Consider the following 25865-nt stretch of genomic DNA (forward strand, 5'->3'; position numbering starts at 1 on the left):
GACGAGGAGGGAATCGGTTGCGGATCGGTCACGGGCGTCGGTCACGGGCCTCGGTCCCGGCGCGGGTGCGGGTCCGGCGCGCCTCGTCGGTGCCCCCCCGGAGCGTGCTCCTGCTGTGCGGGCCCTTGCGGGAAGGCGGCGCATCCGGTGAACTGACGTACCGTCAGATAGGGCGGGTTGTTGAGGGTGGAGGGACTGCCGCATGCAGAGCGTCTGGCTCAGTGGGGCCGAATGGCTCGCCGTGCTCCGGATCGGCCTCGGCCTGTGGTGGCTGGAGAGCTGGCGGCACAAGGACAAGAAGGGCTGGTTCGAGCGCGGCACGGGCATCGCCTGGGCGGCGGACGTCGCGGGCAAGCACCGCTGGGGCTTCGTCCGCGGCGGCTTCGACGCGGTGGTCAAACCGCGGCCGAAGGTGATGGCGTACGTCGTCGTCTACGCCGAACTCGCCCTGGGGTTGGGGCTGGTCGCGGGATTCCTCACGCCCGTCGCGCTGGTCGCGGGCCTGCTGTTGAACCTGCTGTACCTGGTGCTGATGATCCACGACTGGGCCGAGCAGGGGCAGAACGCCATGATGGCGCTCATCTCGTTCGTCGCGCTGGTGACGATGAGCTGGCAGGTCTGGTCCCTCGACGCGGCGATCGGACTCTTCCTGTGAGCGGGGCGCGGGCCGCGGGCCCCGCCCGTTTCGACCTGCCCGAGGTCGACGACTTCACCCGCCCCTACTGGGACGCGGCGGCCGACGGACGGCTCCTGCTGCGCCGCTGCGCCGACTGCGACCGGGCCCACCACTACCCGCGCGAGTTCTGCCCGCACTGCTGGGCGGGCGAGGACCGGGTGGCCTGGGAGCCGGCGAGCGGCCGGGCGACCCTCTACACCTGGTCGGTGGTGCACCGGAACGACCTGCCGCCCTTCGGCGCCCGGGTTCCTTACGTCGCGGCCGTGGTCGACCTCGCGGAAGGACCCCGGATGATGACCGAGGTCGTCGACTGCGCGGCGGACGCCCTGCGCGTCGGGATGCCGCTGGAGGTCGCCTTCCGCGTCGAGGGAGAGGGCGAGGCCGCGGTCTCCGTGGCGGTGTTCCGACCCGCGGGCGGTGCGCCCTAAGCGCGCGGCTCGGCGGGGGGCGGGGGCGGGGCGCCGTGGCGGTGGAGGACGATCAGGAGGCGCCACGCGTCGGTCGCGAGGGTGTGCGGGGGGCCGGCCAGGAGGCCGTGGACCCAGTCCGCCAGGACTCCGGTGAAGGTGGCCGCGACCGCCGAGGCGATCAGTTCCGGGGCGGCGCCGCCCGCCGCGGTGCGCTCGGCCAGGCTGCGCTCGCGCAGCTCCCGGTGCAGGGTGTCGCCCAGCGGGCCGCCGCCGCCCGGGTGCAGCAGGGTGCGGTAGAGGTCCGTGCGGGCGCCGTCGGCCACGTCGTCGAAGAAGGCGGTCAGCGCGGGCGGCGGAGCCGCCGGGTCGGGGGTCCCGCGCCAGGAGTGCAGCGCCTCGACCGCCTCCCGTACCGTCTCGGCGCAGGCGTCCACGGCGAGGTCCTGCACGTCGGTGTAGTGCAGGTAGAACGTGGCCCGGGCGACCCCGGCCCGCCGGACGAGCATCGCCACCGAGATCTCCCGCAGCGGCCGCTCGGCGCACTCCGCGAGCAGTGCCGCGTGCAGCCGTTCCCTGGTCCGGGCGGTCCGCGGGTCGCCGACGGGCCGCGGCCCCATCAGGCGCTCTGCCCGGCGACGAGGACGGCGGCCAGGGCCAGGGCGCCCGGGAGCGCCTGGGCGAGGAGGATCCGGCGGTTGGCGGTGAGGCCGCCGTACACCCCGGCGACGACCACGCAGGCGAGGAAGAAGATCTGGGCGCGGTAGCCGGTGGGGTCGGCGGCGATCAGGCCCCAGACCAGGCCGGCGGCGAGGAATCCGTTGTACAGGCCCTGGTTGGCGGCGAGCGGGGCGGTCGCCTTGGCCATGGCGGCGTCGAAGCCGGACAGGGCGCGGCCCGGGGCCCGCTCCCACAGGAACATCTCCAGCACCAGGATGTAGGCGTGCAGCAGTGCGACGAGTCCGACGAGTACCTGCGCGGTGAGGTGCATGGTCCGGTCCGTCCTTTCCCGATCTCGATCCCAATGATGGACAGGTGTCCAGAGTAAGTGGACACCTGTCCATCTGTCGAGCGGGCCCGCTCAGGGCCAGAGCAGTTCGCGGGTCCAGGCGGAGCCTTCGGGGGTGCGGCGGTAGCGCAGCCGGACGTGCCGGCGCTGCGCGTCGCCCTGGAAGAACTCGACCTCGTCGGCGTCCAGGACGTACCGCGTCCAGGTCGGAGCCGGGGCGTCCGGCTCGGCGGCGGCCCGCTCCCACGCCGCGGCGGAGGCGCGCGCCAGCTCGTCCAGGGAGGCGAGCACCTCGCTCTGGCGCCCGGTGAGCGCGGCGGCGAGCGCGCCGCGCGAGCGTACGGAGAGGTCCGCGCGGCTCTCGGCGGCGCCGGCCGCGCCGACCCGACCGCGGACGCGGACCTGGCGCGCGACGGCGGGCCAGTAGAAGCCGAGCGCGGCGTCGGGGCGGGCCGCGAGCTGGCGGCCCTTGGCGCTGGTGGCGTGGGAGGCGAAGTGCCAGCCGGCGGCGTCGGCGTCGTGCAGCATCACCGTCCGCGCGTCGGGGCGGCCCTCGGCGTCGACCGTGGCCAGCGTCATGGTGTGCGGCTCGATCTGCCCGGCCGCGGCGGCGTGCGTGAACCAGTCGTGGAAGAGCGGCAGCGGTGCGGCCGGGGCGCCGTCCGGGTCGAAGGCGGGTAGCTCGTCCGTGTCCCACACGCGCAGGGAGTGGAGGGTCTCGCGGAACGCGTCATAGGTGGTCATGCGGCCATCGAACACCAGGGGTGGGGCCCGGCCCCCGTGACCGCCCCCGGCCGCGCGCCCTCAGCGCCCCAGGATCACCGTCCCCGAGGAGCAGAACCAGCCGCCCGTGCCCGAGGCGAGGGCGATCTCCGGCAGACGGTCGCCCGGTTTGCGGACCTGGCCGGCGCCCGCCTCGCCGCGCAGCTGGCGCACCGCTTCGACGAGGAGGAAGAGGCCGCGCATGCCCGGGTGGCAGGCGGAGAGGCCGCCGCCGTCGGTGTTGACCGGCAGTTCCCCGTCCCGCAGCAGGCGGCCCTTCTCGACGAAGGCGCCGCCCTCGCCCTTGGCGCAGAAGCCGAGGTCCTCCAGCGTGACCAGGGTCATGTAGGTGAAGGCGTCGTAGAGTTCGGCGACGTCGACGTCCGCCGGGGTCACCCCCGCGCGCTCGAAGGCCAGTCGGCCCGAGACGGCCGCCGGGGAGACGGTGAAGTCGTCCCACTCGGACATCGTGGTGTGCGAGACGGCCGTGCCGGTGCCGAGCACCCACACCGGCGCCTTCGCCGTGTCGGGCACCAGGTCCTCCGCCACCAGCAGGACGGCGCAGCCGCCGTCCGAGCGGATGCAGCAGTGCAGCTTCGTGAAGGGGTCCGCGATCATGTCGCCGGAGAGGACCTCCTCGACGGTGACGGGGTCGCGGAACATGGCGTCCGGGTTGGTCGCGGCGTTGGCCCGGGCCTGGACGGCCACCGAGGCCAACTGCTCCAGTGTGGTGCCGTATTCGTGCATGTGCCGCCGGGCGGCCATCGCGTACTTGGCGACGAGCGTGTGCCCGTACGGCACCTCGAACTGCAGCGGTCCGCGCGCGCCGAAGGAGAGGTTGGAGGTGCGCCGGCGCGCCTTGATGTCGGCGCGGGCGGTGGATCCGTAGACCAGGAGCACGGCATTGGCGTGGCCCGCCGCGATGGCGTCGGCGGCGTGGGCCGCCATCACCTCCCAGGTCGAGCCGCCGACCGAGGTGGAGTCCACCCAGGTGGGGCGCAGCCCCAGGTACTCGGCGACCTCGACCGGCGCGAGGATCCCGAGGCCCGCCGAGGCGAAGCCGTCGATGACCGAGCGCTCCAGCCCGGAGTCGGCGAGCGCGCGGCGCGCGGCCTGCGCGTGCAGGGCGTAGGGGGTGGGGCCGTCCACCCGGCCGCAGTCCGAGAGGGCGACGCCCGCGACCGCGACCCGTCGGCGGGGCGCGGAGGTGGCTGCGGAGACAGCTAGGGGTCCAGGCATGGGCTGACGGTACAACTGACGACGCGTCAGTTTCTAGTGGGTGATGCGGTCGCCGCCCCTCTGTGCATCTGCGCCCCTCCGGCCTAACATGACGGCCCGTCAGATCTGGGGAGGAGCCCGACGATGGACGCCGCCTTCACCGCGGAGCAGGAAGAGATACGCCGCACCCTGCGCGAGATCCTGGGCAAACGCTGCGGTCCGGACGAGGTCAAGGCCGCCGTCCGCACCGACACCGGATACGACCCGGAGCTGTGGCAGCAGCTCGCCCAGCGGCTCGGGCTGCCGGGCCTCGCCGTCGCCGAGGAGCACGGGGGCGTCGGCTGCGCCCCCGCCGACCTGGTCCTGGCCTGCGAGGAGACAGGGCGCGCCCTGCTCCCCTCGCCGCTGCTGGCCACCGCCGTGCTCGCCGCGCCACTGGTCACCGCGCTGGGCAGTCCCGCGCAGCGCTCCGCCCTGCTGCCGGGCTTCGCCGCGGGCACGCTGACCGCCGCCCTCGCCGTGCCCGGCGCCGCGCTGTCCACGGCCCTCGGGCTGACCGCGGACAACGCCGGCGGCGAGTGGGCGGGCGGCGGCCGGGCCGGCGGGGTGCAGGCCCGTCGCCCCGAGGGGGAGGAGGGGTGGCGCCTGTACGGGGAGGCCACCCAGGTCCTGGACGGGCACAGCGCGGGCGTGCTGCTGGTCGCCGCGCATGCGGGGGGCTTCGCGCGCAGCCGCGTACTGCTGTTCCTCGTACGGGCGGACGCGCCCGGGCTCGTACGGTCCCGGCAGGCGGCCCTCGACGAGACGCGGCCGCAGGCGCGCGTCCAACTGCGCGACACCCCCGCGGAATTGCTCGGCGGCGACGGCGGCGACGGCGGCGGCCGAGGTGCAGGCAGCGACCGCGGCCACGGCGGCGACCGGAGCGCCGGGAGCGGCGGCGCGGGCGCGGACATCGCGCACGCGCTGGCCGCCACCGGGCGGGGCGCGGCCGCCGTGCTGGCCGCCGAGGCGGTCGGAGCGGCCGGGCAGGCGCTCGCGCGGACCGTGGAGTACGTGCGCCAGCGCGAACAGTTCGGCCGCGCCGTCGGATCGTTCCAGGCGGTCAAGCACCGGCTGGCCGACCTGTACGTCCGGGTCCAGGCCGCCCGGTCGGCCGCCTACTACACCGCCTGGGACCCGGAACAGGGCCCCCTCGCGCTCGCCCAGGCCCTGGAGGCGCTGCGCGTGACCGCGGGGGAGGCCATCCAGTTGCACGGCGGGATCGGCTTCACCTGGGAGCACGACGCCCACCTGTACTTCAAGCGCGCGGCGGCCGACGAGCTGCTCTTCGGGCCGGTCCACCGGCTGCGCGCGCACGCCGCAGACCGGGCCGGCCTCTTCGCCCCGCAGGGGCGGGCGCCGGGCCCGGTACCGAGCAGAGAAAGGGTGGCCGTCTGATGGCTCCCGGCGTCAAACTCATGCAGAAGGTCTCCTCGACCCTCCTCTTCGCCAAGATCGCACCGCACTTCATCCCCGCGATGGACAAGGCGGTGCACAAACTGACGCGCGGCAAGGTGATCCTGAGCGCGCAGATGCTGCCCGGCGTGATCCTCACGGCGAAGGGCGCCAAGACGGGCGAACCGCGCACCACGCCGCTCGCGTGCATGCCGGAGCAGGACGGGGCGAGCTGGATCCTGATCGGCTCGAACTTCGGTCGCCCCGGCCATCCGGCCTGGACGGGGAACCTGATCAAGCACCCGGACGCCGACGTCAGCTGGAAGGGCCAGGACATCGCGGTACGGGCCCGTTTGCTCCAGGGCGAGGAGCGCGTGGCGGCGTGGCAGGCGGCGTTGAAGTTCTGGCCGCCGTACGCGGCGTACCAGGCGCGCATCGAGCGCGAGATCCGACTGTTCCGGCTGGAGCGTCGCTGATCGGGCCGGAGGGACGGGAGTTGGAGCGGTGACCGCCGGGGCGGCGGACCCCTGGGGGTCCGCCGTTACCGGGTGGGCTTCTTGCCGGTGATGCCGAGGTGGACGAGCAGCGCCAGGTTCGGCTTGAGTTCGGCCTGCTTCACGCCCCAGGTCTGGAACCCCTTCTGGTGCGAGGCCACCGCGGCGAGCATCGCGACCAGGGAACCGGCCATCGCGGCAGGGCTGACGTCCTTGTCGACCTTGCCCTTCGCCTGGAGCTCCTTCACCGATTCGGTGAGGGAGTTGGTGACCGAGTTCAGGATCTTCATGCGGATCTTGTAGAAGCGCTTGTCGCCCTCGGCCGCGCCGAGGTCGACGACCCGCAGGATCGCGTCGTTGCGCCGCCAGAAGTCCAGGAAGCCTTCGACGAGTTCCTCCGCGGCGGCCCAGCCGGCCTTGCCGACCCAGGCCCGGCCCTCGACGAGCGCGGTCAACTGAGCGCCCTCGTTGGCCATTTGCTCGGCGATCTCCAGGACGGCACCCTCGACGTCCGGGAAGTACTGGTAGAAGGTCGCGGGCGAGGTGCCGGCCTTGCGGGCGACGTCGATCACCTTGACGTCGCGGTACGGCGAGGAGCTGAGCATCTCGCTGAGGCAGTCGAGCAGCTTCTGCCGCGTCGCCTGGCCGCGCCGACCGGCCACGCGGCCGTCGACGGTGCGTACTTGTCCTGTCATGCCGTCAGCTTACCGAGGGGTGATCGGCGCGCGATTCGGCCGCCTGCAAATGGGGTTACCGGTGCGTGGCCTGCGCGTACTGCGCCCGGGGGGCGGAATCCGGCCGCACCCCGGCCGCGCCTGCGCAGCCGCCCCCGCGGCCGCCTCCGCGCCGGCCCGGGCACCCGGCCCGCCGCCCGCCCCCGCGCCCGCCCGCACCGTCCCCCGAATAGTCTTATCAACAGGCTGTGGACAAGTTGTCGGGGGGATCATGGCCCGGGGGGCAGACTGGCGCATGTGGTGCGAGACCGCATGACACCGTATGGCACCGCATGAAATCGGAAGGAAGAGGGTCCATGGCCGCATTCTCGGAGGGCACGCCCTGCTGGGTGGACGCCTCCCTTCCGGACGTCGAGGCGGGCAAGCGCTTCTACGGCGAACTCTTCGGCTGGACCTTCGGGGACAGCGCGGGCGCCGCCTACGGGCACTACACGCAGGCCTACCACCAGGGGCGCAACGTAGCCGCCCTCGCACCCAAGCCCGACGGCCGGATGCCCACCGTCTGGGGCGTCTACCTGCACACCTCCGACGCCTACGCCGCCGCCTCCCGCATCCGCGCGGCGGGCGGGCAGCTGGTGACCGACCCGGTGGCCGTGGGCCCGTACGGCACGGCCGCGATGGCCGCCGACCCGGGCGGCGCGGTCTTCGGGCTCTGGCAGCCCGGCACCCACGACGGCTTCGAGGTCCAGCAGCAGCCGAACTCGTACTGCTGGACCGAGCTGTACACCCGGGCCCGCGACGCCGTGGACGTCTTCTACACCCACGTCTTCGGCTACGTCGCCGAGGACCAGGACGACGCGGGCACCGACTACCGCACCTGGTCCCCGCCCGGCAGCGTCCCCGGACCGGCCACCGCCGTCGTCGGGCGCAGCCTGATCACCGACGCCTTCCCCGAGGCCATGCCGGCACACTTCCTGGTGTACTTCGCCGTCCGGGACTGCGACGCGGCCGCCGCGACCGTACGCCGCCTGGGGGGCCGGATCACCGCCGACCCCTTCGACACGCCCTACGGCCGGATCGCGGTCGTCGCCGACAACCAGGGCGCCGTCTTCGCCCTCTTGGCGGAACCCGACGTTCAGGAGTGACCCGGGGCGGCCGGGGGCGGGCCCGGCGCGGGCGCGGGCGCGAAGTGTGACGTAGCCGGTGCCGGAGCCGCGGCGGAGCCAGGGCCCGGACCCGGCGCGGGCCTGACAGAATCGGCATGCGCGACCCCCGGGCGGGAGCCCGGGGAGTGAGACGCTGCACGGGGCCGGCGGGGACGCCGGCGGAAGCGGGCCGTCGGAGGTCCGTACGGGGAGGTGTGAGGCGAGTGGTGGAACAGCTGACGCAGCACGACCCGAGACGGATCGGCCCCTTCGAGGTGCTGGGACGGCTCGGCGCCGGCGGCATGGGGCTGGTCTATCTCGCACGGTCGGCGTCCGGACGACGGGTCGCGATCAAGACCGTGCGCACCGAGCTCGCCGAGGACCAGCTCTTCCGGGTGCGCTTCACGCGCGAGGTCGAGGCCGCGCGCGCCGTGTCCGGTTTCTACACCGCCGCCGTGGTCGACGCGGACCCGCGCGCCGCCGTCCCGTGGCTGGCCACCGCCTACGTGCCGGCGCCCTCCCTGGAGGAGATCGTCAACGAGTGCGGGCCGATGCCCGCCCAGGCCGTCCGCTGGCTGGCCGCCGGGATCGCCGAGGCGCTCCAGTCCATCCACGGGGCCGGCCTGGTCCACCGCGACCTGAAGCCGTCCAACGTGCTGGTCGTCGAGGACGGGCCGCGCGTGATCGACTTCGGCATCGCCAGCGGGGTCTCCAACACCCGTCTGACCATGACGAACGTCGCCGTCGGCACGCCCGCCTACATGTCGCCCGAGCAGGCCAAGGACTCGCGCAGCGTCAAGGGCGCCAGCGACGTCTTCTCGCTCGGGTCCACCCTGGTCTTCGCCGCCACCGGGCATCCGCCCTACCACGGGGCCAATCCGGTCGAGACGGTCTTCATGCTGCTGCGCGAGGGACCGAACCTGGAGGGGCTGCCGGACGAGCTGCGGCCGCTGATCGACTCGTGCATGCAGATGGACGCGCTGAACCGGCCGACCCCGGCCGACCTCCAGGCCCAGCTCGCCCCGCACCTCTTCGCCGTGGGCGAGGTCGGCGACGACAGCGGTACGGCCTCGGCCTGGCTGCCCCCGCGGGCCGTCGCGATGATCGAGACCCGGCGCGCGGTGGGCCACCGTACGCCCGGATCCGGTGCGGCGGCGCGCGGCGGCGCGGCCGGCGGCCCCGGTCCCGGCGCGGGCGCGGGCGGGCGCGAATCCGCGGGCCGCGGTGCCGGTACCCACCAGCGCCGGACCACCCCGCCGCGGGGCTCCGACCCCTGGGCCGACCCGCGCACCGGGCAGGCCCCGCCGCCGCGTCCGGAGCACCCGCCGATGGCTCCGCTGCCGGGCGAGCCGGTGCGGCTCGGCGGGTCGCCGGTGCCGATCGGTCCCGGGCCGCGGGTGGCCGTGGCCGCGCTGTCGGCGGCCCCCGCCGGCGCCGACTCGGCGACGGGGTGGGTCCGCCCGCCCGGCGGCTCCGCGACCCCGTCCGGCGGATCCGTCCCGCCGTCCCGGGTCTCCCCGGGCGCGCTCCCGGACACCGCCGGGGTGCCGCGCCCCGGCCCGGCGCCGGACAGCGGCCGCTGGCGGCCGTGGCGCTTTCGCATGTCCAACGAGGTCTGGGGCACCCCGACCGTCGCGGGCGAGCTGCTGTACGTCTCCTCCTTCGAGGTGCACGCGCTGGACGTGGCCAGCGGTCGGCGCCAGTTCAAGACCCGGGACGTCGCCTGGTCCATGGCCGTCTCCGACGGCCGCATCCACGCCTCGGACGGCCCCTCGCTCTACGCGCTGGACTCCGTCGACGGCTCCGAACGCTGGCGCCTGTCCACCGACGCCTGGGTGTACGCGCTGCGCGCCGACCGGGGCACGGTGGTCACCGCGACGCGCGGGGGCGGCGTACAGGCCTGGGAGGCCGCCAACGGCCAGAAGCTGTGGGAGCTGACCGGGGCGCAGAGCGACTTCGAGACCCCGGAGGGCGCTCCGACGCTGCACGACGGCACGGTGTACGTCTGGCAGGACGCCCGGCTGCGCGCGCTGGACGCCCGTACCGGCCGCGAATCCTGGTCGTACCCGGTCGGTGACGCGGCGTCCTGCGGGAACGTCCCCGTCCGGGTCGCTCCGGCGGCCGACGGCAACGTCTACGTCGCGGCCGGCTCGCGGGTGCTGTCGGTGGACCGGGCCTCGGGCCGGGTCCGCTGGCACTTCGAGGCCCCCGCGGTCTTCATGGCCCCGCCCGCCTTCGCGCCGGGCCCGGCGGTGACGGGCGGCGGCGTGTACCTGGTGGACTACCTGGGCACCGTGTACGCCCTCGACGCCACCACCGGCGCGGACCGCTGGCGGATCGCCACCGAGCCCCGCCAGTCCCCGGACCCGGTGATCGTCGCGCACGGCAACGTCCACCTGGGCGCGGGCAGCGCGCTCTACACCCTGGACGCGGTCACCGGCACCCCGAAGTGGCGCTTCGCCGCGGGCGGCGAGATCACCGGGTCCCCGGCGGTCGCCGACGGCCGGGTGCACTTCGGCTCCGCGGACCACTGCCTGTACACGCTGGACGCGGCGGGCGGCCAGCTCCGCTGGAAGCTGGCCACCGGCGGGGAGATCACCGGCTCGCCGGTGGCGGAGGCGGGGGTGGTGTACGCGTGCAGCAAGGACCGCTGCGTGTACGCCCTGGACGCGGCGAAGGGGACGGGCACGCGCACGGGCGCCTGACCTGCACGGGTGAGGCACTGCGGCCCCGCCGGGTCGCGCACGGCACCGGGAGTGACAGGATGGACCCCATGAGCAACGTTTACTTCGACATCAACATCAACGGCGAGGCCGCTGGCCGCATCGTCTTCAACCTCTTCGACGAGGTCGTCCCGAAGACCGCCACGAACTTCCGCGAGCTGGCCACGGGCGTGCACGGCTTCGGCTACGCGGGCTCCGGCTTCCACCGCGTCATCCCGCAGTTCATGCTGCAGGGCGGTGACTTCACCAACCACAACGGCACCGGTGGCAAGAGCATCTACGGCGAGAAGTTCGAGGACGAGAACTTCAAGCTGAAGCACGACCGCCCGTTCCTGCTGTCGATGGCGAACGCCGGCCGCAACACCAACGGCTCGCAGTTCTTCATCACGACGGTCGTCACCCCGTGGCTCGACGGCAAGCACGTCGTCTTCGGCGAGGTCGTCGAGGGTTCGGACCTGGTCGAGAAGATCGAGGCCCTGGGCTCCCAGTCCGGCGCCACCCGCGCCAAGATCGAGATCGCCGCTTCCGGCGTCGTCGAGAAGTAGTCAGTCCCCCGGAGGCTCCCAGCCCCCAGGCACGCCGGCCCCGCCCCCACCAGGAGGCGGGGCCGCCGCCGTATGGGGGCTACGGGCCGACCTGCTGGTCGAAGGCGGCGGCACACGCCGCGAAGAGCTCCGCCGGGCGTCCGACGGCCGTGCCCGGGCCCGCCGCCAGGACCAGTCGCGGCGCCGGAGTCCCCGCCGTGCCCACGGTGACGGCGCACTCCAGCTGCCCGGGGGCCGGGGCTGCCGGCACGGAGAACGTCAGCTCGGCCCCCTGCGGACGGACGCCCGCCGCTTCCACGGCGGCCGCCACGGCCGCGGCCAGCGGATCGGCGCTGTCCTGGAGCGGACCGGGGTGCAGGGGGAACGCCCGGTCGACCGCGAGTACGCCGACCCCGCGCAGGGTGGTGGCGCGCAGTCGGACCTCGCGCGCGCCGAAGGCGGCGTGCGCGTGCAGGACGTACACGGCGACCAGCGCGGCCCGCGTGCCGACGCGGACCGGATCCGCGGCGTCGCCATAGGCGTGAGCGTCGAGGGTCCACGTGCGGCGCGGGGCGCTCAGCCGTACGGAGGCGCGCCCCTCGGCCAGGGCGGTGAGCCCGTCGCGCACGGTGTCCCCGAGCAGCCGGGCGCCGCCGTGGTCCACGCAGAACAGTCGGCCCGCCTCGTCGACGCAGAGGAGGCCGTCGGCATCGGTGCGCCCGAAGGGGAAGACCCGTAGGCCGACGGCCTCCGCGATCCGGCGGAGCGGTACCGCGCCGTACCGGGCGTGCGTCGGGTCGACGAGGCATCCGGTGGGTGCGACGTCGACGCCCGGGCCGGTGGGTGGTATCCGCAGCCCGTGGAAGGCGCGCAGCGCGCCCTCGGCCGCCGGGAACAGCTCCCACGGCCCGAGCGGCGCGGTCGTGAGGGCGGCCAGCAGGGCGGCGTCACCGGCATCCCGCCCGGGGTGCCAGCCGGCGGCGGTCAGGGGCGCGGGAGCGGTGTCACCGGTCATGGATGACGTTGACGCCGAGGTGGTCGAGCAGCGCGGAACAGGAGCGGCAGACCTCGGCCTCCGTGCCGTGCTCGGGGTCGCCGTGGGGACGGATCTTCCGGGCGACGATCGCGGCGCCGGCGAAGTGTGCGAGCGCCTCGTCGAGGGTGCCGGTGCGGCCGTCGCCGCGCTGCGCGTCGAGCGCGTACAACTGGTCCGACACCAGGGCCGATTCGGCGCAGTACCCGATGAACGGCTCGCGCTGCGAGGTCGGGAGGGCGTCGAAGAAGCCCTGCACGGCGGGGTGCAGCTGCGGTTCGCCGTCGCCGCTGAGATTGGTGTGGCTGACCACGGCCCCCTGCACGAGCAGCGAGGCGGCCACGCCGGGAATTCCGTCAGACAAAATATCCGTCCGCTTCCTCAAGAGGGCCGCGCAGCAAGCAGCTGACGGCCTCGTACACGTCGTTTCCGGCGAAGTAGGCACCTGTGTGGTGGAGGACGAAGAAGCGCCCTTGCGCGTCGATGAGGAGCATCGAACCGTCGAACGTCTCGTACCCGACCGGGAACACTCGCACGCCGAGGTTCGCGGCCAGTTCGGCCACGTCCTCGCCGCTCTCCTCGTAGATCCAATGCGGGGTGAAGACCTGTGTGGCCGGCGGCTCGCCGGGGACGGTCAGTTCGAGCAGTCCGTACTCGCGCAGGAAATCGCGTGCCGACTGGATCGGTTCGACGGGGAACCCTTCGGCCGCGTATTTGTCGATGACGACGCTCAGCAGGCCGGGTACCTGTTCGCCGATGTCCCGTCCCGGGTGCCATCCGGCTTCCGCCAGTACGGCTTCCACCTCTGCGGGTGTCATTCTTGCCATTCCGTCTTCCTGTTCAGTGGTGCGGTGTGACCCCGGCCAGCGGCAGAACCCTGCTGCACGATCGGCACGGCGGTTTGTAGTCGCCGTGGAACAACTGGCCCTCACCCGGGCGCAGGTCGCCGATTTGGGTGGAGTATACGAGTGACCCGCGCATTGCCTCCTGTACCTGTGCGGGCGTGGTGATCGCGGTTCCCGAAGGGTCCAGCTGGTGCAGGCGGTCGGATATCAACGATATTTCCGCGCACTTCCCGTGACCGTTCCCCGTCGATTTGTTCTCGGCGGTCAATTCCCGCTCCACTTGATCCAGGATTCCCTGCATCGCCGGGTGCGGCTTCATCGCGGCGCCGCCGGTGCTCGTACTGCTCGAGTGCACGGTCAGCACACCGTCGTGGAGGAGCGTTCCGGCGCAGGCGGTCTTGAGACGGTGCTTTCCGTCGGGATACGGGTTCGACTGCGGCTGGTTGCGTGCGTCGTCACCGAGCCGTCTGGCCTCATCGACCATGAGCGTGCGCTGATCGGCTTCGGACAGGTGGTCCACCTTCAGGACGTCCCGACGGTGGTGCTTCATGCTTCCGCTGGTCTGGCCGTGCCAGGGCGGCTGGGGTTCCATGCGGCGGCCCTTCGGGCCGTCGTCGCCCGTCGGGCCGCCGGGGCTGCCGTTGCCGCCAGTGGGGGGTTTGCCGCCGCCGTGGTCGTCCCGGCCGCCGCCCTTGCCCTCGTGGACGTGGTCGCCCTTTTGGCGGTTGATGCGGTCGCGGATGGCGTCGTCGTTGTTCTTGTGGTCGGTGGAGATCTGTTTGACGGCCTTGGGCAGGGTCTGGCCGACGTGGTCGCCCATGGACTTGGTGGCCTTGGTGAGGGCGGTCATGGCCTTGTCGGCGATGGGGTCGATCGCCCGGGCTATGGAGTCGCGGCCGCGGGTGCGGCCGTGGTGGGACTTGGCCTTGGTGAGCTTGGTGGTGGTCTTGCCGTGGATGCTGGTGCTGACGGTGTTCAGTTGGGTGCCGGCGCGGTCGTGTTCGGCGTGGTCGATCTGGAGGTCGACCAGGCCCGTGCCGCCTCCCGAGCCGCCGCCGCCCGGGCCCGCGGAGGCGAGGTGCATGGCTTCCTTGCCGCCCTGGACCCCGCTGTCGAAGCCGTCCTGGCCGGCCTTCTTCGTCTGGTTCAGGTCGACGCCGTCCTGGAGGCCGATGGCCATGGCGCCGAGCTGGACCACGAGGTCGGCGGCCATCTCCTCCAGTGCCGAGACGGCGGGTTCGGTGAGGGCAGAGACGATGTAGCCGACGGCTTCCTCGATGCACTCCTTGATCAGGCGTTTGATGACTTCCTGGGTGGCGCGCATGGCGCCGGCGCCGATGAGGGCGGAGAGGCCGCCGGTGACGGGGATCAGGGAGATCGCGATGCCGGCTTCGGTGGCGAGGTAGCCGAGCTGGACGAGGGCGGCGAGCTTCATGCCCTCCACGGCTCCGGCCGCCATGTCCATGGCGCCGCCAATGGTGCGGGCGGCCCCGGCTATGTCTTTGAAGTGCTTGCCCTTGACGGTGTTCCAGTGGGCGTTGAGGGCCTCGATGGACTCGCCCTTGCCGGAGGACAGCAGCCGCTCGAAGTGGTTGTTGGCGAGCTGCCCGTCGTCCTCCAGGTCCTCCGCGAACTCGCGCAGCGCGTCGGCCATGTCGCGGTAGGCGTCCTCGTCGACATTGGGCCAGGCCACACCGATCAGGTCCAGCAGCGTGTCCGCCCAGTCCGGCACCGTGACTGACATGGCCCCACTTCCCCCCGTGCGTACACCCGTTCGGCGTATGTGTAAGCGCACAAGTCTGCCACGGGGGTGTGACGGGGCGGCGCGGGAGAGCGCGGGAACGGAGCCTACGGGCGGCCGTCGTGGGGCGGGACGGGGGGCCAGGCGGCGTTCGTCGGGGTGACCGGGGGGAGGTCGAGGGGTTCGTACGGGGCCGGGGCGCGGGTGGTGCGGCGGGGGCGGCCGCGCATGACGGCCGCGGCCAGGATCAGCAGGGCGCCGCCGCCGAAGGCGTTCGCGACGCCCACGCCGAGGCCCGTGCCGTTGCCGCCGACCGAGAGGCTGCCCACGGCCTGGCCCTGGCGGACCATCCACAGCACGGTGACGCCGATGACCACGACCCCGGCGAGGCCCATCAGGGTGCGCGAGCGCAGCACGACGGCGGCCAGCGTGATCAGGGCGGCGAGCAGGAAGGCCAGCAGGATCGAGCTCAAGAGGCCGGACTTGTCGGTGGTGTCGATGCCGGAGCCGGAGAAGAGGTCGGTCAGCCGGAAGTCGCGGCCGTGCCGGTCGTCGTACCAGGCGCGGAAGGGGCTCCAGAGGGCCGCCGCCGCTCCGATGAGGCCCAGCAGGGAACCGATTGCGTTGCGGATCAAGGCCCCGCCCTCCTGGGGATGCCCCGCCCTCCGGGGAGTGGGGTGGTGGGGCGGGTCTGGTGGGTCTGGTACCCGACGCTACGCCGGGCCCGTGCCCCCCGCACGCGGGGTTGGGCCATGCCCCGCCGGACGTGTGGGCCTACGGGTCCACGGGCCTACGTGGCGCCGTAGACCCGTACGTCCGGCGGCCCGTCGAGGAGGGCGGCCGTGCGGGCCAGGGCCCCGGCCAGGTGCGGTGAGGCCAGGTGGGCCTCCCAGGAGGCCGCGTCCGCCCACTCCTCCACGACGATCCAGGCACCCGGGGCGAGCGGGTCCTCGTACGGGCGGTACGAGACGTTTCCCGGCTCGCTCCGGGTCGGGGTCACGAGGGAGAGCGCCTGGGCGCGGACCGCCGCCTCCTGGCCGGGCCGGGCCCGCAGGCGGGCCAGGGCGGTCACCCCGGTGGCGGTCACCGGGCCGCCGCGATCTTGTGCTTCAGGGCCGTCAGCAGGTCGCGCAGCAGCGCCACGCTGGTCTCGTCGGTCAGTTCGCCCCGCTCGTCGAAGCGCTCGTGCGAGCGGAACAGGTGGACCTCCGGCTTCACGACCACGTCGCTGTCCGTCCACACGAACGACTGGCGCAGGGCGAGCTGCGCCCGCACCGTGCCGAAGTTGGTCGGCGCCGCGCCCATGATCGCGACCGGCTTGCGGTGCAGCGGCAGGCCCTCCTCGCGCGTCCAGTCGGTGCTGATCCAGTCGAGCGCGTTCTTCAGCGTGCCGGGGACCGAGTAGTTGAACTCGGGGGTCGCGATCAGCAGGCCGTCCGCCTCGGTGACGCGGCGGCGCAGGTCGGCGACGACGGCCGGGCGGTCGGCCGGGGTGTCGAGGTCCATGTCGTAGGGCGGGATCTCGCGCAGGCCGTCGTAGATCTCGATCGACAGGCCGCCCGGCTGGTGCTTGCGGGCGGCGCGCAGCAGCGCCGTGTTGTGCGAGTCGGCGCGCAGGCTGCCGGAGATGGCCAGGATCTTGAACTCGGTGGTGGTCATGGGGATGACACTAAACCGTTCAGTTCAATCTCACAACTACACCGTTTGGTTTAGTTGGAGGTAGGGTGGCGACATGAGCGATACGAGTGGTGTGGCCGCGAGCGGTGCGAGCGGGGACGGCGGGTACGACGAGTACGGCATCCCCGTCATCCCGGAAGCCGTCAGCTCCTCGCAGGCCAAGCGTCGCGCGATCACCGACGCGGCCATCGCCGAGTTCCTGGCCGGCGGCTACAGCGCGGCCTCCGTCGATGCCATCGCCTCCCGCGCCGCCGTCTCCAAGCCCACCGTGTACAAGCACTTCGGCAGCAAGGAACGCCTCTTCCTCGCCGTCATCGGCGGCGTCCTCAACAGCGCCTACGCCGACCTCCAGCCCTGCGGCGCGTCCGTCACCGGAGCCGATGACCTGCGGGCCGCGCTGGTGCGGGTGCAGGCCGACTGGGCGCGGCTCCAGCTCTCCGACGGGCTGCTGTCGCTGCGCCGCCTGGTGATCGGCGAGGTCGAGCGCTTCCCGCAGCTCGGGCGCCTGTGGTACCGGCGCAGCTACGCCGCGATGAACGCTCCGCTCGTGGACGCCGTACGGGACCTCGTCGCGCGGGGGCGGCTCGTCGTCCCGGACGTCGAGCGGGCCGTCACGCAGCTCGTCGCGGTCACCGTGTCCGTCCCGCAGCTCGCCAAGACCTTCGACCCGGGGTACGCGCTCGCGCAGGACGAGCTGCTGGCGCTCGTGACGGACGGCGTGGACATGTTCCTGGCCCGGTACGGGGTAAGCGCCGCGTAAGCGCCTGGTAGCGTGACGCGCCGTCGTCTGGGGGAGGGAACGCGCCGTGTTGGCACGTCGTATGAGGTTCGGGATCGTCGTGGTCGCCGTGGTGTGCGCGCTGACCGGGTTTTCGAGCGGGAAGCACAGGAGCGGCGGCGGGCACGGGTGTTCCAGCTCGAAGTCCGACCACCGGAGCAGCACCTCCGGCGGTACCAGCGGCGGGTCCAGCAGCAGCGGCAGCTCCGGTTCGAAGAGCACGGCGTCGCCCACGCCGACGCCCACCAAGTCCGGCCCGCCCGCCCACGCCGTCGTCGTCAGCTGCGCGGGGCCCGCCTCGGCCACGGCCACCGTCCGGGTGACCTCCGACGTCGACGCGACCCGTACGGTCACCGTCCCGGTGCTCAGCAGGGCCGAGGGCGTGAGCGGCGACGACTACGGCTCCGCCACCGTCACGCTCAAGGCGCGCGAGACCCGGACCGTCACCGTGCCGATGCGCACCCCCGCCGACGCGGCGAAGGTCCGCACCTGCCGGATCGGCACCGTCTCCTAACCGGGGGCGCGGGGGCCCGCCGGCTCAGCGGACGCGGAAGTCCGTGGACCCCGGGCGCCGGGCGCCGAAGAGCTCCGCCTGCCGCTCCGGCGGCAGGTTGCCGAGCGCGATCAGGTGGGGCGCCTGGGCCAGGGCCTGGGCCCGCGCGGCCTCCTTCGCCGCCCACAGCGCCCGTACCGTCCCCTGCACGGCCCCGGTCGGGAAGCCCGCCAGGGTCCGCGCGGCCCGCTCCGCCGCCGCCAGCAGCTCCGCCGGCTCCGCCAGCTCGGAGACCAGCCCGATCTCGTACGCCCGCCGCGCGGAGAGCCGTTCGGCCGTGCCCATCAGGGACATCCGGGCGACCTCCCCGAAGGGCATCCGCTGCGCCATGTAGATCGCCTCGTAGGCGCTGACCATGCCGTAGGTGGTGTGCGGGTCGAAGTACGTCGCGGTGGTCGAGGAGACGATGAACTCCGCCTCGCCCAGCAGGTAGAAGGCGCCGCCGCAGGCCATGCCGTTGACCGCCGCGACCACCGGCTTCCACAGGTCGTTGGCCTTGGGCCCGATCGCGATCATCGGGTCGTCGATGGAGTACGGGGACGCGGGCTGCGCCACCTCCACCGACCGGTCGATGCCCGTACAGAAGGCGGCGGACCCGGCGCCGGTCACCACCACCGCGCGCACGCCCTCGTCGAAGCGGAACTCCCGCCACAGGGACGACAGTTCGGCGGCCGTCTCCAGGTCGACCGCATTGTGCCGGTCCGGCCGGTCGAGGGTGACGACCGCGACGCCGGTCTCCTCGTCCCGCTCGACCCGCACGCTCACGACTTCTCCAGCAGCCAGCGCGGCACGCTCACGCCGTCCTGCACGGTGAACGCCACGTGGACCCTCGCCCCGATCCGCAGCCGCGCCGGGTCCAGGGAGTCCAGCGGGGCGTCGGGCGTCGTGACCAGGTTCCCGGCGAGCCGGATGCGCGGGTCCTCGGCCAGCTCGACCAGGATCACGTTGTACGGGGCCTGCGCGGCGTAGGCGGGCAGCAGCGGCGGATGCGGCCGGACGTAGGACCACACCCGCCCCCGGCCGCTCATCAGCCGCCACTCGCTCTCGAAGGACTGGCAGTGCGGGCAGCACGGGCGGGGCGGGAAGCGCAGCGCGCCGCAGCCGGGCGCGGCGCAGGCCTGGACGCGCAGCTCGCCCCGGGCGGCGTACTCCCAGAAGGGCGCGCCGTCCTCGTCGGGGACGGGCAGCAGCAGCCCCTCGGGGCCCAGGTCCGGGTTCGGGGCGGGGGACGCGTCCGCGGCGGCGGTGGTGGTCATGGGGCGGTCAGCTCCTCAGCAGGATCGCGGACGTCGGGACTCCCTCGCCCGCCGTCACCAGGCAGGTCGCGGCGTCCGGCACCTGGGCGGTGGAGATCCCGCGCAGCTGCTTGACGCCCTCGTTGATCAGGTTGAAGCCGTGGACGTACGCCTCGCTGAGGCCGCCCCCGCCGGTGTTGATGGGCAGCCGCCCGCCGATCTCCAGCGCCCCGCCCTCCGTGTAGGCGGCGCCCTCGCCGCGCTCGCAGAAGCCGTAGCCCTCCAGGGAGAGCGGGATGAGGGGGGTGAAGGCGTCGTAGATCTGCGCGACGTCCACGTCCTGCGGGCCGAAGTCGGCCTGCTTCCAAAGGTGTCGGGCGGCCGTCCAGGCGGGGCCGGTCAGCGGGTCGTCGTTCCAGTAGTTGACCATCCCGTGGTGCTGGGCGGGCAGGCCCTGGGCCACGGAGTGGACGTAGACGGGCTTCTGGCGGCAGTCCCGGGCCCGTTCGGCGGAGACGATCACGCAGGCCAACGCCCCGTCGGTCTCCAGGCAGTTGTCGAAGAGGCAGAGCGGCTCGCTGATCATCCGCGCGGTCATGTAGCTCTCGCGGGTCATGGGGCGTTCGTACATCATCGCGGCCGGGTTCTGGTTGGCGCGGTTGCGGCAGGCCAGGGCCACGTTGAAGAGGTGGTCACGGGTGGCGCCGTACTCGTGCATGTAGCGGCGGGCCAGCATGCCGATCTCGTCGGCCGGGCGCAGCAGGCCGAAGGGGCGGGTCCACTGGCCGGGGGTGGGTAGTTGGACGGCCGTGTTCTTCCACGGGCGAGGGCCGGAGCCGCGCTTGCGCGAGCGCCAGGCGACGCCGACGCTCGCCTGACCGGTGGCCACGGCGGCGGCGAGGTGGCCGACGGTGGCGCAGGAACCGCCGCCGCCGTATCCGATCTTGGAGAAGAAGGTCACGTCGCCGGCGCCGATGGCCTTGGCGACCTCGACCTCGTCGGTCTCCTCCATCGTGTAGGAGGAGAAGGCGTCGACCTCGGAGGGGGCTATCCCCGCGTCGGCGAGTGCCGCCAGAATGGCGCGGCAGGCCAACTCCTTCTCGGTCTGCGGCAGTCGTTTGGCAAAGGGGGTCTGCCCGATGCCGACTATCGCCGTAGCGTCCTTGAGCGTTGCCGCCATCGCCACCTCCGGGGTGCGCCAGTACTGACAGCCGCGAAGGCTACAGCTAATCTGACGAACAGTCAGCTACTGGTTCACGGGCGACGACGGGTGAGGGGCGTGCGATGGGCGAGGAAGCGGGAGAGCACCTGCGCGAGGGCGGGCGCGAGGGCGGTCCCGGCGGTGCGGACCTGTGCGGCGACCTGCACGGTGACCTGCGCGGCGACCTGCGCTGGGGCACCGTCGCCGGGCTGGTCCGCGACGCCGCCGACCGGTTCGGCGCGCGGGAGGCCGTCGTCGACGGCCGGGTCCGGATCAGCTACGCGCAGCTCGGCGAGCGGGTCGAGCGCGCCGCGGCCGCCTGCATCGCCGCCGGCCTGGAGCCGGGCGACCGGGTCGCGGTCTGGGCGCCCAACACCCTGGAGTGGATCGTCTCCGCGCTCGGCGCGGTCTCGGCGGGCGCGGTGCTCGTGCCGCTGAACACCCGCTTCAAGGGCGCGGAAGCGGCGTACGTGCTCCAGCGCAGCCGGGCCCGGATGCTCTTCGTCACCGGCACCTTCCTCGGCACCTCCTACGTCGCCTCCCTGCGCCGCGCCGCCGCCGAGGGCCCCGGTCGGGGGCCGCTGCCCGGGCTGGCGCACCTGGAGCACGTCGTGGTCCTCGCCGACGACGCCCCCGAGTCCTTCCGCACCTGGAAGGACTTCCTGGCGGGCGGCGACGCCGTCACCGCGGACACCGTCCGGGCGCGCGCCGACGCGGTACGCCCCGACGCCCCCTCCGACATCATCTTCACCTCGGGCACCACCGGCAGCCCCAAGGGCGCGGTCATCACGCACGCCCAGACCCTGCGCTGCTACCAGGTGTGGAGCGAGCTGGCCGGGCTGCGCGAGGGCGACCGCTACCTGATCGTGAACCCCTTCTTCCACACCTTCGGCTACAAGGCGGGCATCATCGCCTGCCTGATGCGCGGGGCGACGATGGTGCCGCAGCCCGTCTTCAACGTGGACACCGTCCTCGCCAACGTCGCCGCCGAACGGATCTCCGTCCTGCCCGGTCCGCCCACCCTGCACCAGTCGATCCTGGACCACCCCTCCCGCGACCACCACGACCTCTCCGCGCTGCGCCTGGTGGTGACCGGCGCCGCCGTCGTCCCGCTGCGGCTGGTGGAACGGCTGCGCGGCGAGCTGCGGATCGCGACGGTCCTGACGGCCTACGGGCTCTCCGAGGCCAGCGGCATCGTGACCATGTGCCGGCGCGGCGACCCGGCCGAAACCATCGCGGCCACCTCGGGCCGGCCCATCCCCGGTACCGAGGTGATGATCGCCGACGCGGAGGGCCGCTCGCTGGCCGTGGGGGAGGCGGGCGAGGTCTGGGTGCGCGGGCACCACGTCATGCGGGGGTACTTCGAGGACCCCGAGGAGACCGCGCGGGCCATCACCCCCGAGGGCTGGCTGCGGACCGGTGACGTCGGGGTGCGGGACGCGGCGGGCAACCTGCGGATCACCGACCGGATCAAGGACATGTTCATCGTGGGCGGCTTCAACGCCTATCCGGCCGAGATAGAGCAACTCATCGGCCTGCACCCGGACATAGCCGACGTGGCGGTCATCGGCGTACCGGATCCCCGACTGGGCGAGGTCGGCCGCGCGTACGCGGTGCGCCGCCCCGGCTCGACGCTGACCGCGGACGACCTGATCGCCTGGTCGCGCCGGGAGATGGCGAACTACAAGGTGCCGCGGTCGGTGGAGTTCGTGGCGGACCTGCCGCGCAACGCGAGCGGCAAGGTCCTCAAGACGGAGCTGCGGGCCGGGGCCTGAATCAGCGCGCCTTGCGGGCCAGGACGAGCCGCCAGTTCGGCCGGCCGTCGCGCGGGCGGCGGCCGAAGTGTTCCAGGGGCGCCGTCTCCACGGTGAAGCCGGCCGCCGCGAGGTCGGTGCGGACCGCGCCCAGCGGGAAGGTCCGGTAGTACATGACGAAGGGCGGCCGCCACACCGCGTTGCGCACCCGCATCGCCGCGTCGAAGCCGCCGGTGACCCACCAGGCCGCCGAACCCGGCGCGAACGGCGCCCCGATCGGGAAGGCGAAGAGCCCGCCGGGGCGCAGCGCGCCGTGCACGGAGGCGAAGAGGGCGGGCCGCTCGGCGGGCAGGAAGTGCCCGAAGGCGCCGAAGCTGACGGCCAGGTCGTAGGAGTCGGCGAGGCTCGCGGGCAGGGCGCGCGCATCGGCCCGTACGAACTCGGGCGCGCGCGGCCCGTCCGGCCCGTCCCCGCCCGGGTGGGCGAGGCGGGCCCGTTCCAGCATCCCGGCGCTGAGGTCGACCCCGGTCACCCGGTCCCGGCACAGCCGTCGCAGCATCCCGGTCCCGGCCCCGGTCCCGCAGCACAGGTCCAGCCCGGCGCCGAAGGACCCCTCGCGCTGGGCGAGGGTCTCCTCGACGGCGTCGAGCATCCGGTCGGGGGTGCGGAAGGGGGTGTGGTCGAAGGTGGGCGCGAGCAGGTCGTAGCCCCGCTCGATGGAGGACAGGGCCTGGACGGCCAGCTCGCGCACGCTCGGACCCTCGGTGGTGAACACCGGGCCAGCCTAGGCCCTGTCGTCAAAGTGCCGTCTGCCTCGCGACGCCTGGCACGCACTCTCGCCGCACCGGGCGAAAGCCAAGTACGTCCAGTACGCGGGCTTCCGCCCGGCACGGCGAGAGCACGCACCAGACGCCGCGGGGCCGCCCTTCGGGCGACGACGGCACTTTGACGACAGGACCTAGGGGGCGGGGGCGGTTCGCGCCGGGAGCCCGGTGCTGCCCGGGTTTCGGGCGGATCTACACGGGAGGCCGGCCAGGGATGGGGGTCGGCGGGGGCGACGGGAGCGCCGGGCCGGGGTTCGGCGGCAGCTGTGGTGGTCCGCCCGCGTGCTTGCCCATCGTCACCTTCGCCGCGGTGAGCCCGTACACGCCGAGTGGCGGGAACTGCTCGACGCGAGCGGGGTAGCCCGCTTCCGCGCAGGACAGGCACAGCAGATCGCGGACGCCCCGCCGGACGCGGCCGGCCTCGACCGGCTCGCGCCAGCAGGCCTCGCAGGTCACGACGTCCGTGCGGGTGACCTTGAAGTCCGTAGTGATCACGAGGTCTCCTCAGGGGGCAGGGCGTGCGCCGTCGCTGGGCGACAGCACCACACGTCGAAGTCGAGGCCGTACCCGTCCTGCTGGACGAGGACCGCGCCGCGGTACACGCGGTCGGCGCCCAGCGGCGCCCCGCAGACCACGCACTCCCGGCCCTGGAGCCGTTCGGCGCAGAGGCCGCCCACGGGAGGGAGGGGCGCACCCTGGCAAGGGACGGGCGCCTCGACGGCCAGTCCTCGCTGCTCGCGGCACGGCGCGCACGCGTACAAGGGTTTGGGGGGCCCGGAGTTCGATTCCCCCCACTGGATCACCAGCGCGGTCTCCGACGGCCCGTCGTGCCAGTTGCACCAGCCGCCGGTGAGGACGGGGTACCCCACCGGGTCGGCCTGCTGTTCCATCGCCATGCCCGCACGTTAGGAACGGGCGGGGGGCCGCGTCCGGCCGGTTGCGCCGGATTGCGCGGCGGCCCAGCGGGTTGCGCCGGTTTCTCACACGGGGGCGATCAAGTGCCGGGCGCGGGCGATCAGCCGGTGGGCCTGTGACCCGTACACGGCCGCGCTGTTCAGACCGTCCCACACCCGGCCGTAGAGGGCGAGGTCGTCGGATGAGTCGTACGTCAGCTCGGTGTTGATGGTCTCGACGACGACGCGCCGTTCGTCGAAGATCCAGAACCCGTGTTTCGGGGTCAGGTCCAGAGGCGCGCCGAGGGGGACGATGCCGATCCGCACCGTGCTCATGCCGATCAGGCCGACGAGGCGGTCGAGCTGGCCGACCATGACGTCGCCTGGGCACACGAGCGTGTGGAGCGCCCCTTCCCACACCAGGACGCGGAAGAGCTTGCCCGCCTCGTACAGCACCTCCTGACGGCGCATACGGGCGGCTACGGCGGCCTCGGTGTCCCGTGGGGACTGCATCAAGACGGCGTTCTTCGCGAACAGGTGGCGGGCGTAGTCGGGGGTCTGGAACAGGCCCGGGACCACGGTGGCTTCGTAGCCGCGCGCCGTGGCGGTCTGCTGGTACTCGACGACGTACCGGTCCTGCACGGGCCCGTGGCCGGCGCTGAGCTGACGGCGCCATGACCGCTGCTGGGACTCCAGACCGCGCAGTCGGCTGGCGAGGTCGGCGCCCTGCTCGGGTACGCCGGCGGCGGCGGCCCAGGCGGTGAGGTCGTCGGCGGTGGCGGTCTGCTTGCCGTTCTCCAGCCGGGACACCTTCGACCGCTGCCAGCCTAGGCGGGCGGCGAAGTCCTTCCCGCTGTGGCCAGCCTCGACGCGCAGCTCTCGCAGGCGCGCGCCGAGGGCTACGCGGGCGCTCTGAAAGTCAGTGCTCACAGGGGCGAACGTACCTGTGAGCACACCTCGGCAGGAGGGGCGGCGAGGAGCCAGGCGCGGTCACGGGCCTGGCACGCGGAAAGCACGATGGCGGGGTCCTCGGTGACCTCGACGCCGGTTGTGACGTCCTGGTCGTCGATGTGGAAGCGGACCACGGTCCGGGAGTCGAACAGCCAGAAGTCGTACTCGGGCAGCTCCAGGCGCAGGGCCTCCGAGCGCGCGAGCACGCGAATGTTCTCGCCCGAGGCGGCGTTCGAGGTGGCGGACGCCATCAAGAACCGCTGTCCATCGGTGGGTGGCTCGTCGATGATGCGCACCCGGGAGAAGCGTGCCCCCTGTGCGGTCTTCTCGCGGACGTTGAGGTGCCACGGGTTGCCGGGCTCCGCCACCGGGTCCATGCCGCGCATGAACGCCTGGTACCGGGCCCCCTGCCGATCGGAGGCGTAGTCACGGCGGGTTTCCAGCCGGAACGCCGTGTGCTCGAACTCCGAGAACAAGTGGACGATGCTCTCGAACGGAACCGGCACGGTCACTCCTTCGGCGCGAAACGCGTGAGCAGCTCGCGCGGGATGACGACGAACATCTCGTGTTCGCCGACGTCCCGCAGCCGGGCCAGGTGCTCGGGGTCGGTCAGCGCGTCGCCCTGGACGACGATGTCACCCGTCTCGACGACTTAGTACAGAGTGGGGCAGTTGCCTTACTCCGACGTGGTGCTGATGAACCGCAGGTGCACGGTGGGCTCCGTTCAGGCTGGTTGGGGAACCCAGCATGGTGCGCCGAGCGCGGCCGTGGGGTGCGGTTGCGCGAGATTGCGCGGGTCCGGACACACGTACGCGGCGGGGGGGGGGGGGGCCCCCCCCTCCCCCCCCCCCCCCCACCCCCCCCCCCCCCCCCCTCCCCCCCCCCCCCCCCCCCGTCCCCCGTACCTTCGTCAGTCCTCACCCGTGACCCCCTGTGACGGGCAAGGACGTATGGGCGTCCCTACGGACGCGGCCCCGACGCGTGGTTGTCCATCGTGCGGAGCTCCTCGTCGGAGGCGTGGTTGTCGAGCGGCTTGGTCTCGGCGCCCGAGGCGTGGTTGTCCAGCGGCTTGGTCTCGCCACCGGAAGCGTGGTTGTCGAGCGGATTCAGCTCGCCGTCATCGGTCAGCGGCAGCAGGCCGGGCGCGGTCGGTGCCTTGGGTACGGCCGTCACGTTCGGCACGTTCGGCAGGGCGTTCTCGTTCGTCGTCATCGCGCACTCCTGATGATGGGTCGGGCCCGTTCGGCGATTCCCCCGCGACCGCCGAACGGGTGGTCCAGCCGACCCGCCTCCCCCGAAGCGACGAGTCGATGT

At 73.3% G+C, this 25865-nt stretch carries 31 protein-coding genes; 10 read left to right on the plus strand and 21 right to left on the minus strand.

What is annotated here, in order from left to right; all coding sequences use genetic code 11:
- The first annotated feature begins 202 nt into the window (after positions 1-202).
- The gene (locus tag ACZ4UB_RS18220; RefSeq protein ID WP_354381778.1) at positions 203-655 is read left to right on the plus strand and encodes a DoxX family protein; all 453 of its coding nucleotides are present in this window, start codon (positions 203-205) and stop codon (positions 653-655) included.
- Positions 652-1104: a Zn-ribbon domain-containing OB-fold protein gene (locus ACZ4UB_RS18225; protein WP_468071266.1), complete on the plus strand. Its 453-nt coding sequence runs from the start codon at positions 652-654 to the stop codon at positions 1102-1104. The genes ACZ4UB_RS18220 and ACZ4UB_RS18225 overlap by 4 nt, the downstream gene beginning before the upstream one ends.
- On the opposite strand, the gene ACZ4UB_RS18230 is transcribed toward ACZ4UB_RS18225, so the two are convergent.
- The 4 genes from ACZ4UB_RS18230 to ACZ4UB_RS18245 form a co-directional block, all read right to left on the minus strand.
- Positions 1101-1703 carry a TetR/AcrR family transcriptional regulator gene (locus ACZ4UB_RS18230; protein ID WP_468071268.1) on the minus strand — a complete coding sequence of 201 codons (603 nt, stop codon included), beginning with the start codon at positions 1701-1703 and terminating at the stop codon, positions 1101-1103. The two genes, ACZ4UB_RS18225 and ACZ4UB_RS18230, sit on opposite strands and share 4 nt — an antisense overlap.
- A complete protein-coding gene (locus tag ACZ4UB_RS18235; RefSeq protein WP_468071270.1) occupies positions 1703-2074 on the minus strand; it encodes a DUF1304 domain-containing protein in 372 nt (123 codons plus the stop codon). The genes ACZ4UB_RS18230 and ACZ4UB_RS18235 overlap by 1 nt, the downstream gene beginning before the upstream one ends.
- A gap of 90 nt (positions 2075-2164) precedes the next feature.
- Positions 2165-2836 (minus strand): pyridoxine/pyridoxamine 5'-phosphate oxidase, encoded by a 672-nt coding sequence (locus ACZ4UB_RS18240; RefSeq protein ID WP_468071272.1) that lies wholly within the window; start codon positions 2834-2836, stop codon positions 2165-2167.
- 60 nt (positions 2837-2896) lie between these two features.
- The gene (locus ACZ4UB_RS18245) at positions 2897-4093 is read right to left on the minus strand and encodes a thiolase C-terminal domain-containing protein (RefSeq protein WP_468071274.1); all 1197 of its coding nucleotides are present in this window, start codon (positions 4091-4093) and stop codon (positions 2897-2899) included.
- Between the two features lie 123 nt (positions 4094-4216).
- Between ACZ4UB_RS18245 and ACZ4UB_RS18250 the strand changes: the two genes are divergently transcribed.
- Entirely contained in the window at positions 4217-5509 is a 1293-nt protein-coding gene (locus ACZ4UB_RS18250) for an acyl-CoA dehydrogenase family protein (RefSeq protein WP_468071276.1), read from the plus strand.
- Positions 5509-5982 (plus strand): nitroreductase family deazaflavin-dependent oxidoreductase, encoded by a 474-nt coding sequence (locus ACZ4UB_RS18255; protein ID WP_385774868.1) that lies wholly within the window; start codon positions 5509-5511, stop codon positions 5980-5982. The genes ACZ4UB_RS18250 and ACZ4UB_RS18255 overlap by 1 nt, the downstream gene beginning before the upstream one ends.
- A gap of 65 nt (positions 5983-6047) precedes the next feature.
- Here the strand turns inward: ACZ4UB_RS18255 and ACZ4UB_RS18260 are convergent, their stop codons facing one another.
- Positions 6048-6695 carry a TetR family transcriptional regulator gene (locus ACZ4UB_RS18260; RefSeq protein WP_354381786.1) on the minus strand — a complete coding sequence of 216 codons (648 nt, stop codon included), beginning with the start codon at positions 6693-6695 and terminating at the stop codon, positions 6048-6050.
- 335 nt (positions 6696-7030) lie between these two features.
- On the opposite strand from ACZ4UB_RS18260, the gene kbpA reads away from it, so the two are divergent.
- The 3 genes from kbpA (at position 7031) to ACZ4UB_RS18275 (ending at position 11087) form a co-directional block, all read left to right on the plus strand.
- Positions 7031-7819 carry an AfsK-binding protein KbpA gene (gene kbpA / locus ACZ4UB_RS18265; protein WP_468071278.1) on the plus strand — a complete coding sequence of 263 codons (789 nt, stop codon included), beginning with the start codon at positions 7031-7033 and terminating at the stop codon, positions 7817-7819.
- Between the two features lie 227 nt (positions 7820-8046).
- Positions 8047-10524 carry a protein serine/threonine kinase AfsK gene (gene afsK / locus ACZ4UB_RS18270; RefSeq protein WP_468071280.1) on the plus strand — a complete coding sequence of 826 codons (2478 nt, stop codon included), beginning with the start codon at positions 8047-8049 and terminating at the stop codon, positions 10522-10524.
- Positions 10525-10592: 68 nt separating this feature from the next.
- On the plus strand, positions 10593-11087 hold the full coding sequence (locus tag ACZ4UB_RS18275; RefSeq protein ID WP_468071282.1) for a peptidylprolyl isomerase: 495 nt from the start codon (positions 10593-10595) through the stop codon (positions 11085-11087).
- A 79-nt stretch (positions 11088-11166) separates the two neighbouring features.
- On the opposite strand, the gene ACZ4UB_RS18280 is transcribed toward ACZ4UB_RS18275, so the two are convergent.
- The 7 genes from ACZ4UB_RS18280 to ACZ4UB_RS18310 form a co-directional block, all read right to left on the minus strand.
- Positions 11167-12081, minus strand: coding sequence for an SUKH-3 domain-containing protein (locus tag ACZ4UB_RS18280; protein WP_468071284.1), 915 nt, complete (start codon positions 12079-12081; stop codon positions 11167-11169).
- Entirely contained in the window at positions 12071-12463 is a 393-nt protein-coding gene (locus ACZ4UB_RS18285; protein ID WP_468071286.1) for a YwqJ-related putative deaminase, read from the minus strand. The genes ACZ4UB_RS18280 and ACZ4UB_RS18285 overlap by 11 nt, the downstream gene beginning before the upstream one ends.
- Positions 12456-12917, minus strand: a complete 462-nt coding sequence (locus ACZ4UB_RS18290) for an SUKH-3 domain-containing protein (RefSeq protein ID WP_468071288.1) — start codon at positions 12915-12917, stop codon at positions 12456-12458. Before ACZ4UB_RS18290 ends, ACZ4UB_RS18285 begins: the two co-directional genes overlap by 8 nt.
- Positions 12918-12939: 22 nt before the next feature.
- Positions 12940-14688 (minus strand): YwqJ-related putative deaminase, encoded by a 1749-nt coding sequence (locus ACZ4UB_RS18295; RefSeq protein ID WP_468071290.1) that lies wholly within the window; start codon positions 14686-14688, stop codon positions 12940-12942.
- Between the two features lie 104 nt (positions 14689-14792).
- On the minus strand, positions 14793-15320 hold the full coding sequence (locus ACZ4UB_RS18300) for a hypothetical protein (protein WP_468071292.1): 528 nt from the start codon (positions 15318-15320) through the stop codon (positions 14793-14795).
- Between the two features lie 155 nt (positions 15321-15475).
- Complete coding sequence (locus tag ACZ4UB_RS18305; RefSeq protein WP_468071294.1) at positions 15476-15772, minus strand: putative quinol monooxygenase; 297 nt, start codon at positions 15770-15772, stop codon at positions 15476-15478.
- Complete coding sequence (locus ACZ4UB_RS18310; RefSeq protein WP_354381795.1) at positions 15769-16344, minus strand: NADPH-dependent FMN reductase; 576 nt, start codon at positions 16342-16344, stop codon at positions 15769-15771. The genes ACZ4UB_RS18305 and ACZ4UB_RS18310 overlap by 4 nt, the downstream gene beginning before the upstream one ends.
- A 73-nt stretch (positions 16345-16417) precedes the next feature.
- Here ACZ4UB_RS18310 and ACZ4UB_RS18315 point away from each other — a divergent pair, with 73 nt between their 5' ends.
- Positions 16418-17122, plus strand: coding sequence for a TetR/AcrR family transcriptional regulator (locus ACZ4UB_RS18315; protein ID WP_468071296.1), 705 nt, complete (start codon positions 16418-16420; stop codon positions 17120-17122).
- 46 nt (positions 17123-17168) lie between these two features.
- The gene (locus ACZ4UB_RS18320) at positions 17169-17654 is read left to right on the plus strand and encodes a hypothetical protein (RefSeq protein WP_468071298.1); all 486 of its coding nucleotides are present in this window, start codon (positions 17169-17171) and stop codon (positions 17652-17654) included.
- 24 nt (positions 17655-17678) lie between these two features.
- Here ACZ4UB_RS18320 and ACZ4UB_RS18325 read toward each other — a convergent pair whose 3' ends face one another.
- The 3 genes from ACZ4UB_RS18325 to ACZ4UB_RS18335 form a co-directional block, all read right to left on the minus strand.
- A complete protein-coding gene (locus ACZ4UB_RS18325) occupies positions 17679-18458 on the minus strand; it encodes an enoyl-CoA hydratase/isomerase family protein (protein ID WP_468071300.1) in 780 nt (259 codons plus the stop codon).
- Positions 18455-18886, minus strand: coding sequence for a Zn-ribbon domain-containing OB-fold protein (locus ACZ4UB_RS18330; RefSeq protein WP_354381893.1), 432 nt, complete (start codon positions 18884-18886; stop codon positions 18455-18457). The genes ACZ4UB_RS18325 and ACZ4UB_RS18330 overlap by 4 nt, the downstream gene beginning before the upstream one ends.
- A gap of 70 nt (positions 18887-18956) precedes the next feature.
- On the minus strand, positions 18957-20108 hold the full coding sequence (locus tag ACZ4UB_RS18335) for a lipid-transfer protein (protein WP_354381799.1): 1152 nt from the start codon (positions 20106-20108) through the stop codon (positions 18957-18959).
- Positions 20109-20302: 194 nt separating this feature from the next.
- Here ACZ4UB_RS18335 and ACZ4UB_RS18340 point away from each other — a divergent pair, with 194 nt between their 5' ends.
- Positions 20303-21904, plus strand: a complete 1602-nt coding sequence (locus ACZ4UB_RS18340; RefSeq protein ID WP_468071411.1) for a FadD3 family acyl-CoA ligase — start codon at positions 20303-20305, stop codon at positions 21902-21904.
- 1 nt (position 21905) lies between these two features.
- On the opposite strand, the gene ACZ4UB_RS18345 is transcribed toward ACZ4UB_RS18340, so the two are convergent.
- The 6 genes from ACZ4UB_RS18345 to ACZ4UB_RS18370 form a co-directional block, all read right to left on the minus strand.
- Complete coding sequence (locus tag ACZ4UB_RS18345) at positions 21906-22658, minus strand: class I SAM-dependent methyltransferase (protein WP_468071303.1); 753 nt, start codon at positions 22656-22658, stop codon at positions 21906-21908.
- A gap of 241 nt (positions 22659-22899) precedes the next feature.
- Entirely contained in the window at positions 22900-23202 is a 303-nt protein-coding gene (locus tag ACZ4UB_RS18350) for a hypothetical protein (RefSeq protein WP_468071305.1), read from the minus strand.
- On the minus strand, positions 23199-23603 hold the full coding sequence (locus ACZ4UB_RS18355; protein WP_468071307.1) for a hypothetical protein: 405 nt from the start codon (positions 23601-23603) through the stop codon (positions 23199-23201). Before ACZ4UB_RS18355 ends, ACZ4UB_RS18350 begins: the two co-directional genes overlap by 4 nt.
- 84 nt (positions 23604-23687) lie before the next feature.
- Positions 23688-24530: a helix-turn-helix domain-containing protein gene (locus ACZ4UB_RS18360; RefSeq protein ID WP_468071309.1), complete on the minus strand. Its 843-nt coding sequence runs from the start codon at positions 24528-24530 to the stop codon at positions 23688-23690.
- Positions 24527-25057: a DUF6879 family protein gene (locus ACZ4UB_RS18365; RefSeq protein WP_468071311.1), complete on the minus strand. Its 531-nt coding sequence runs from the start codon at positions 25055-25057 to the stop codon at positions 24527-24529. The genes ACZ4UB_RS18360 and ACZ4UB_RS18365 overlap by 4 nt, the downstream gene beginning before the upstream one ends.
- A 454-nt stretch (positions 25058-25511) precedes the next feature.
- Positions 25512-25763, minus strand: coding sequence for a hypothetical protein (locus tag ACZ4UB_RS18370; RefSeq protein WP_399268619.1), 252 nt, complete (start codon positions 25761-25763; stop codon positions 25512-25514).
- Positions 25764-25865: the final 102 nt, after the last annotated feature.

The organism is Streptomyces sp. NPDC028419 (assembly GCF_055565515.1).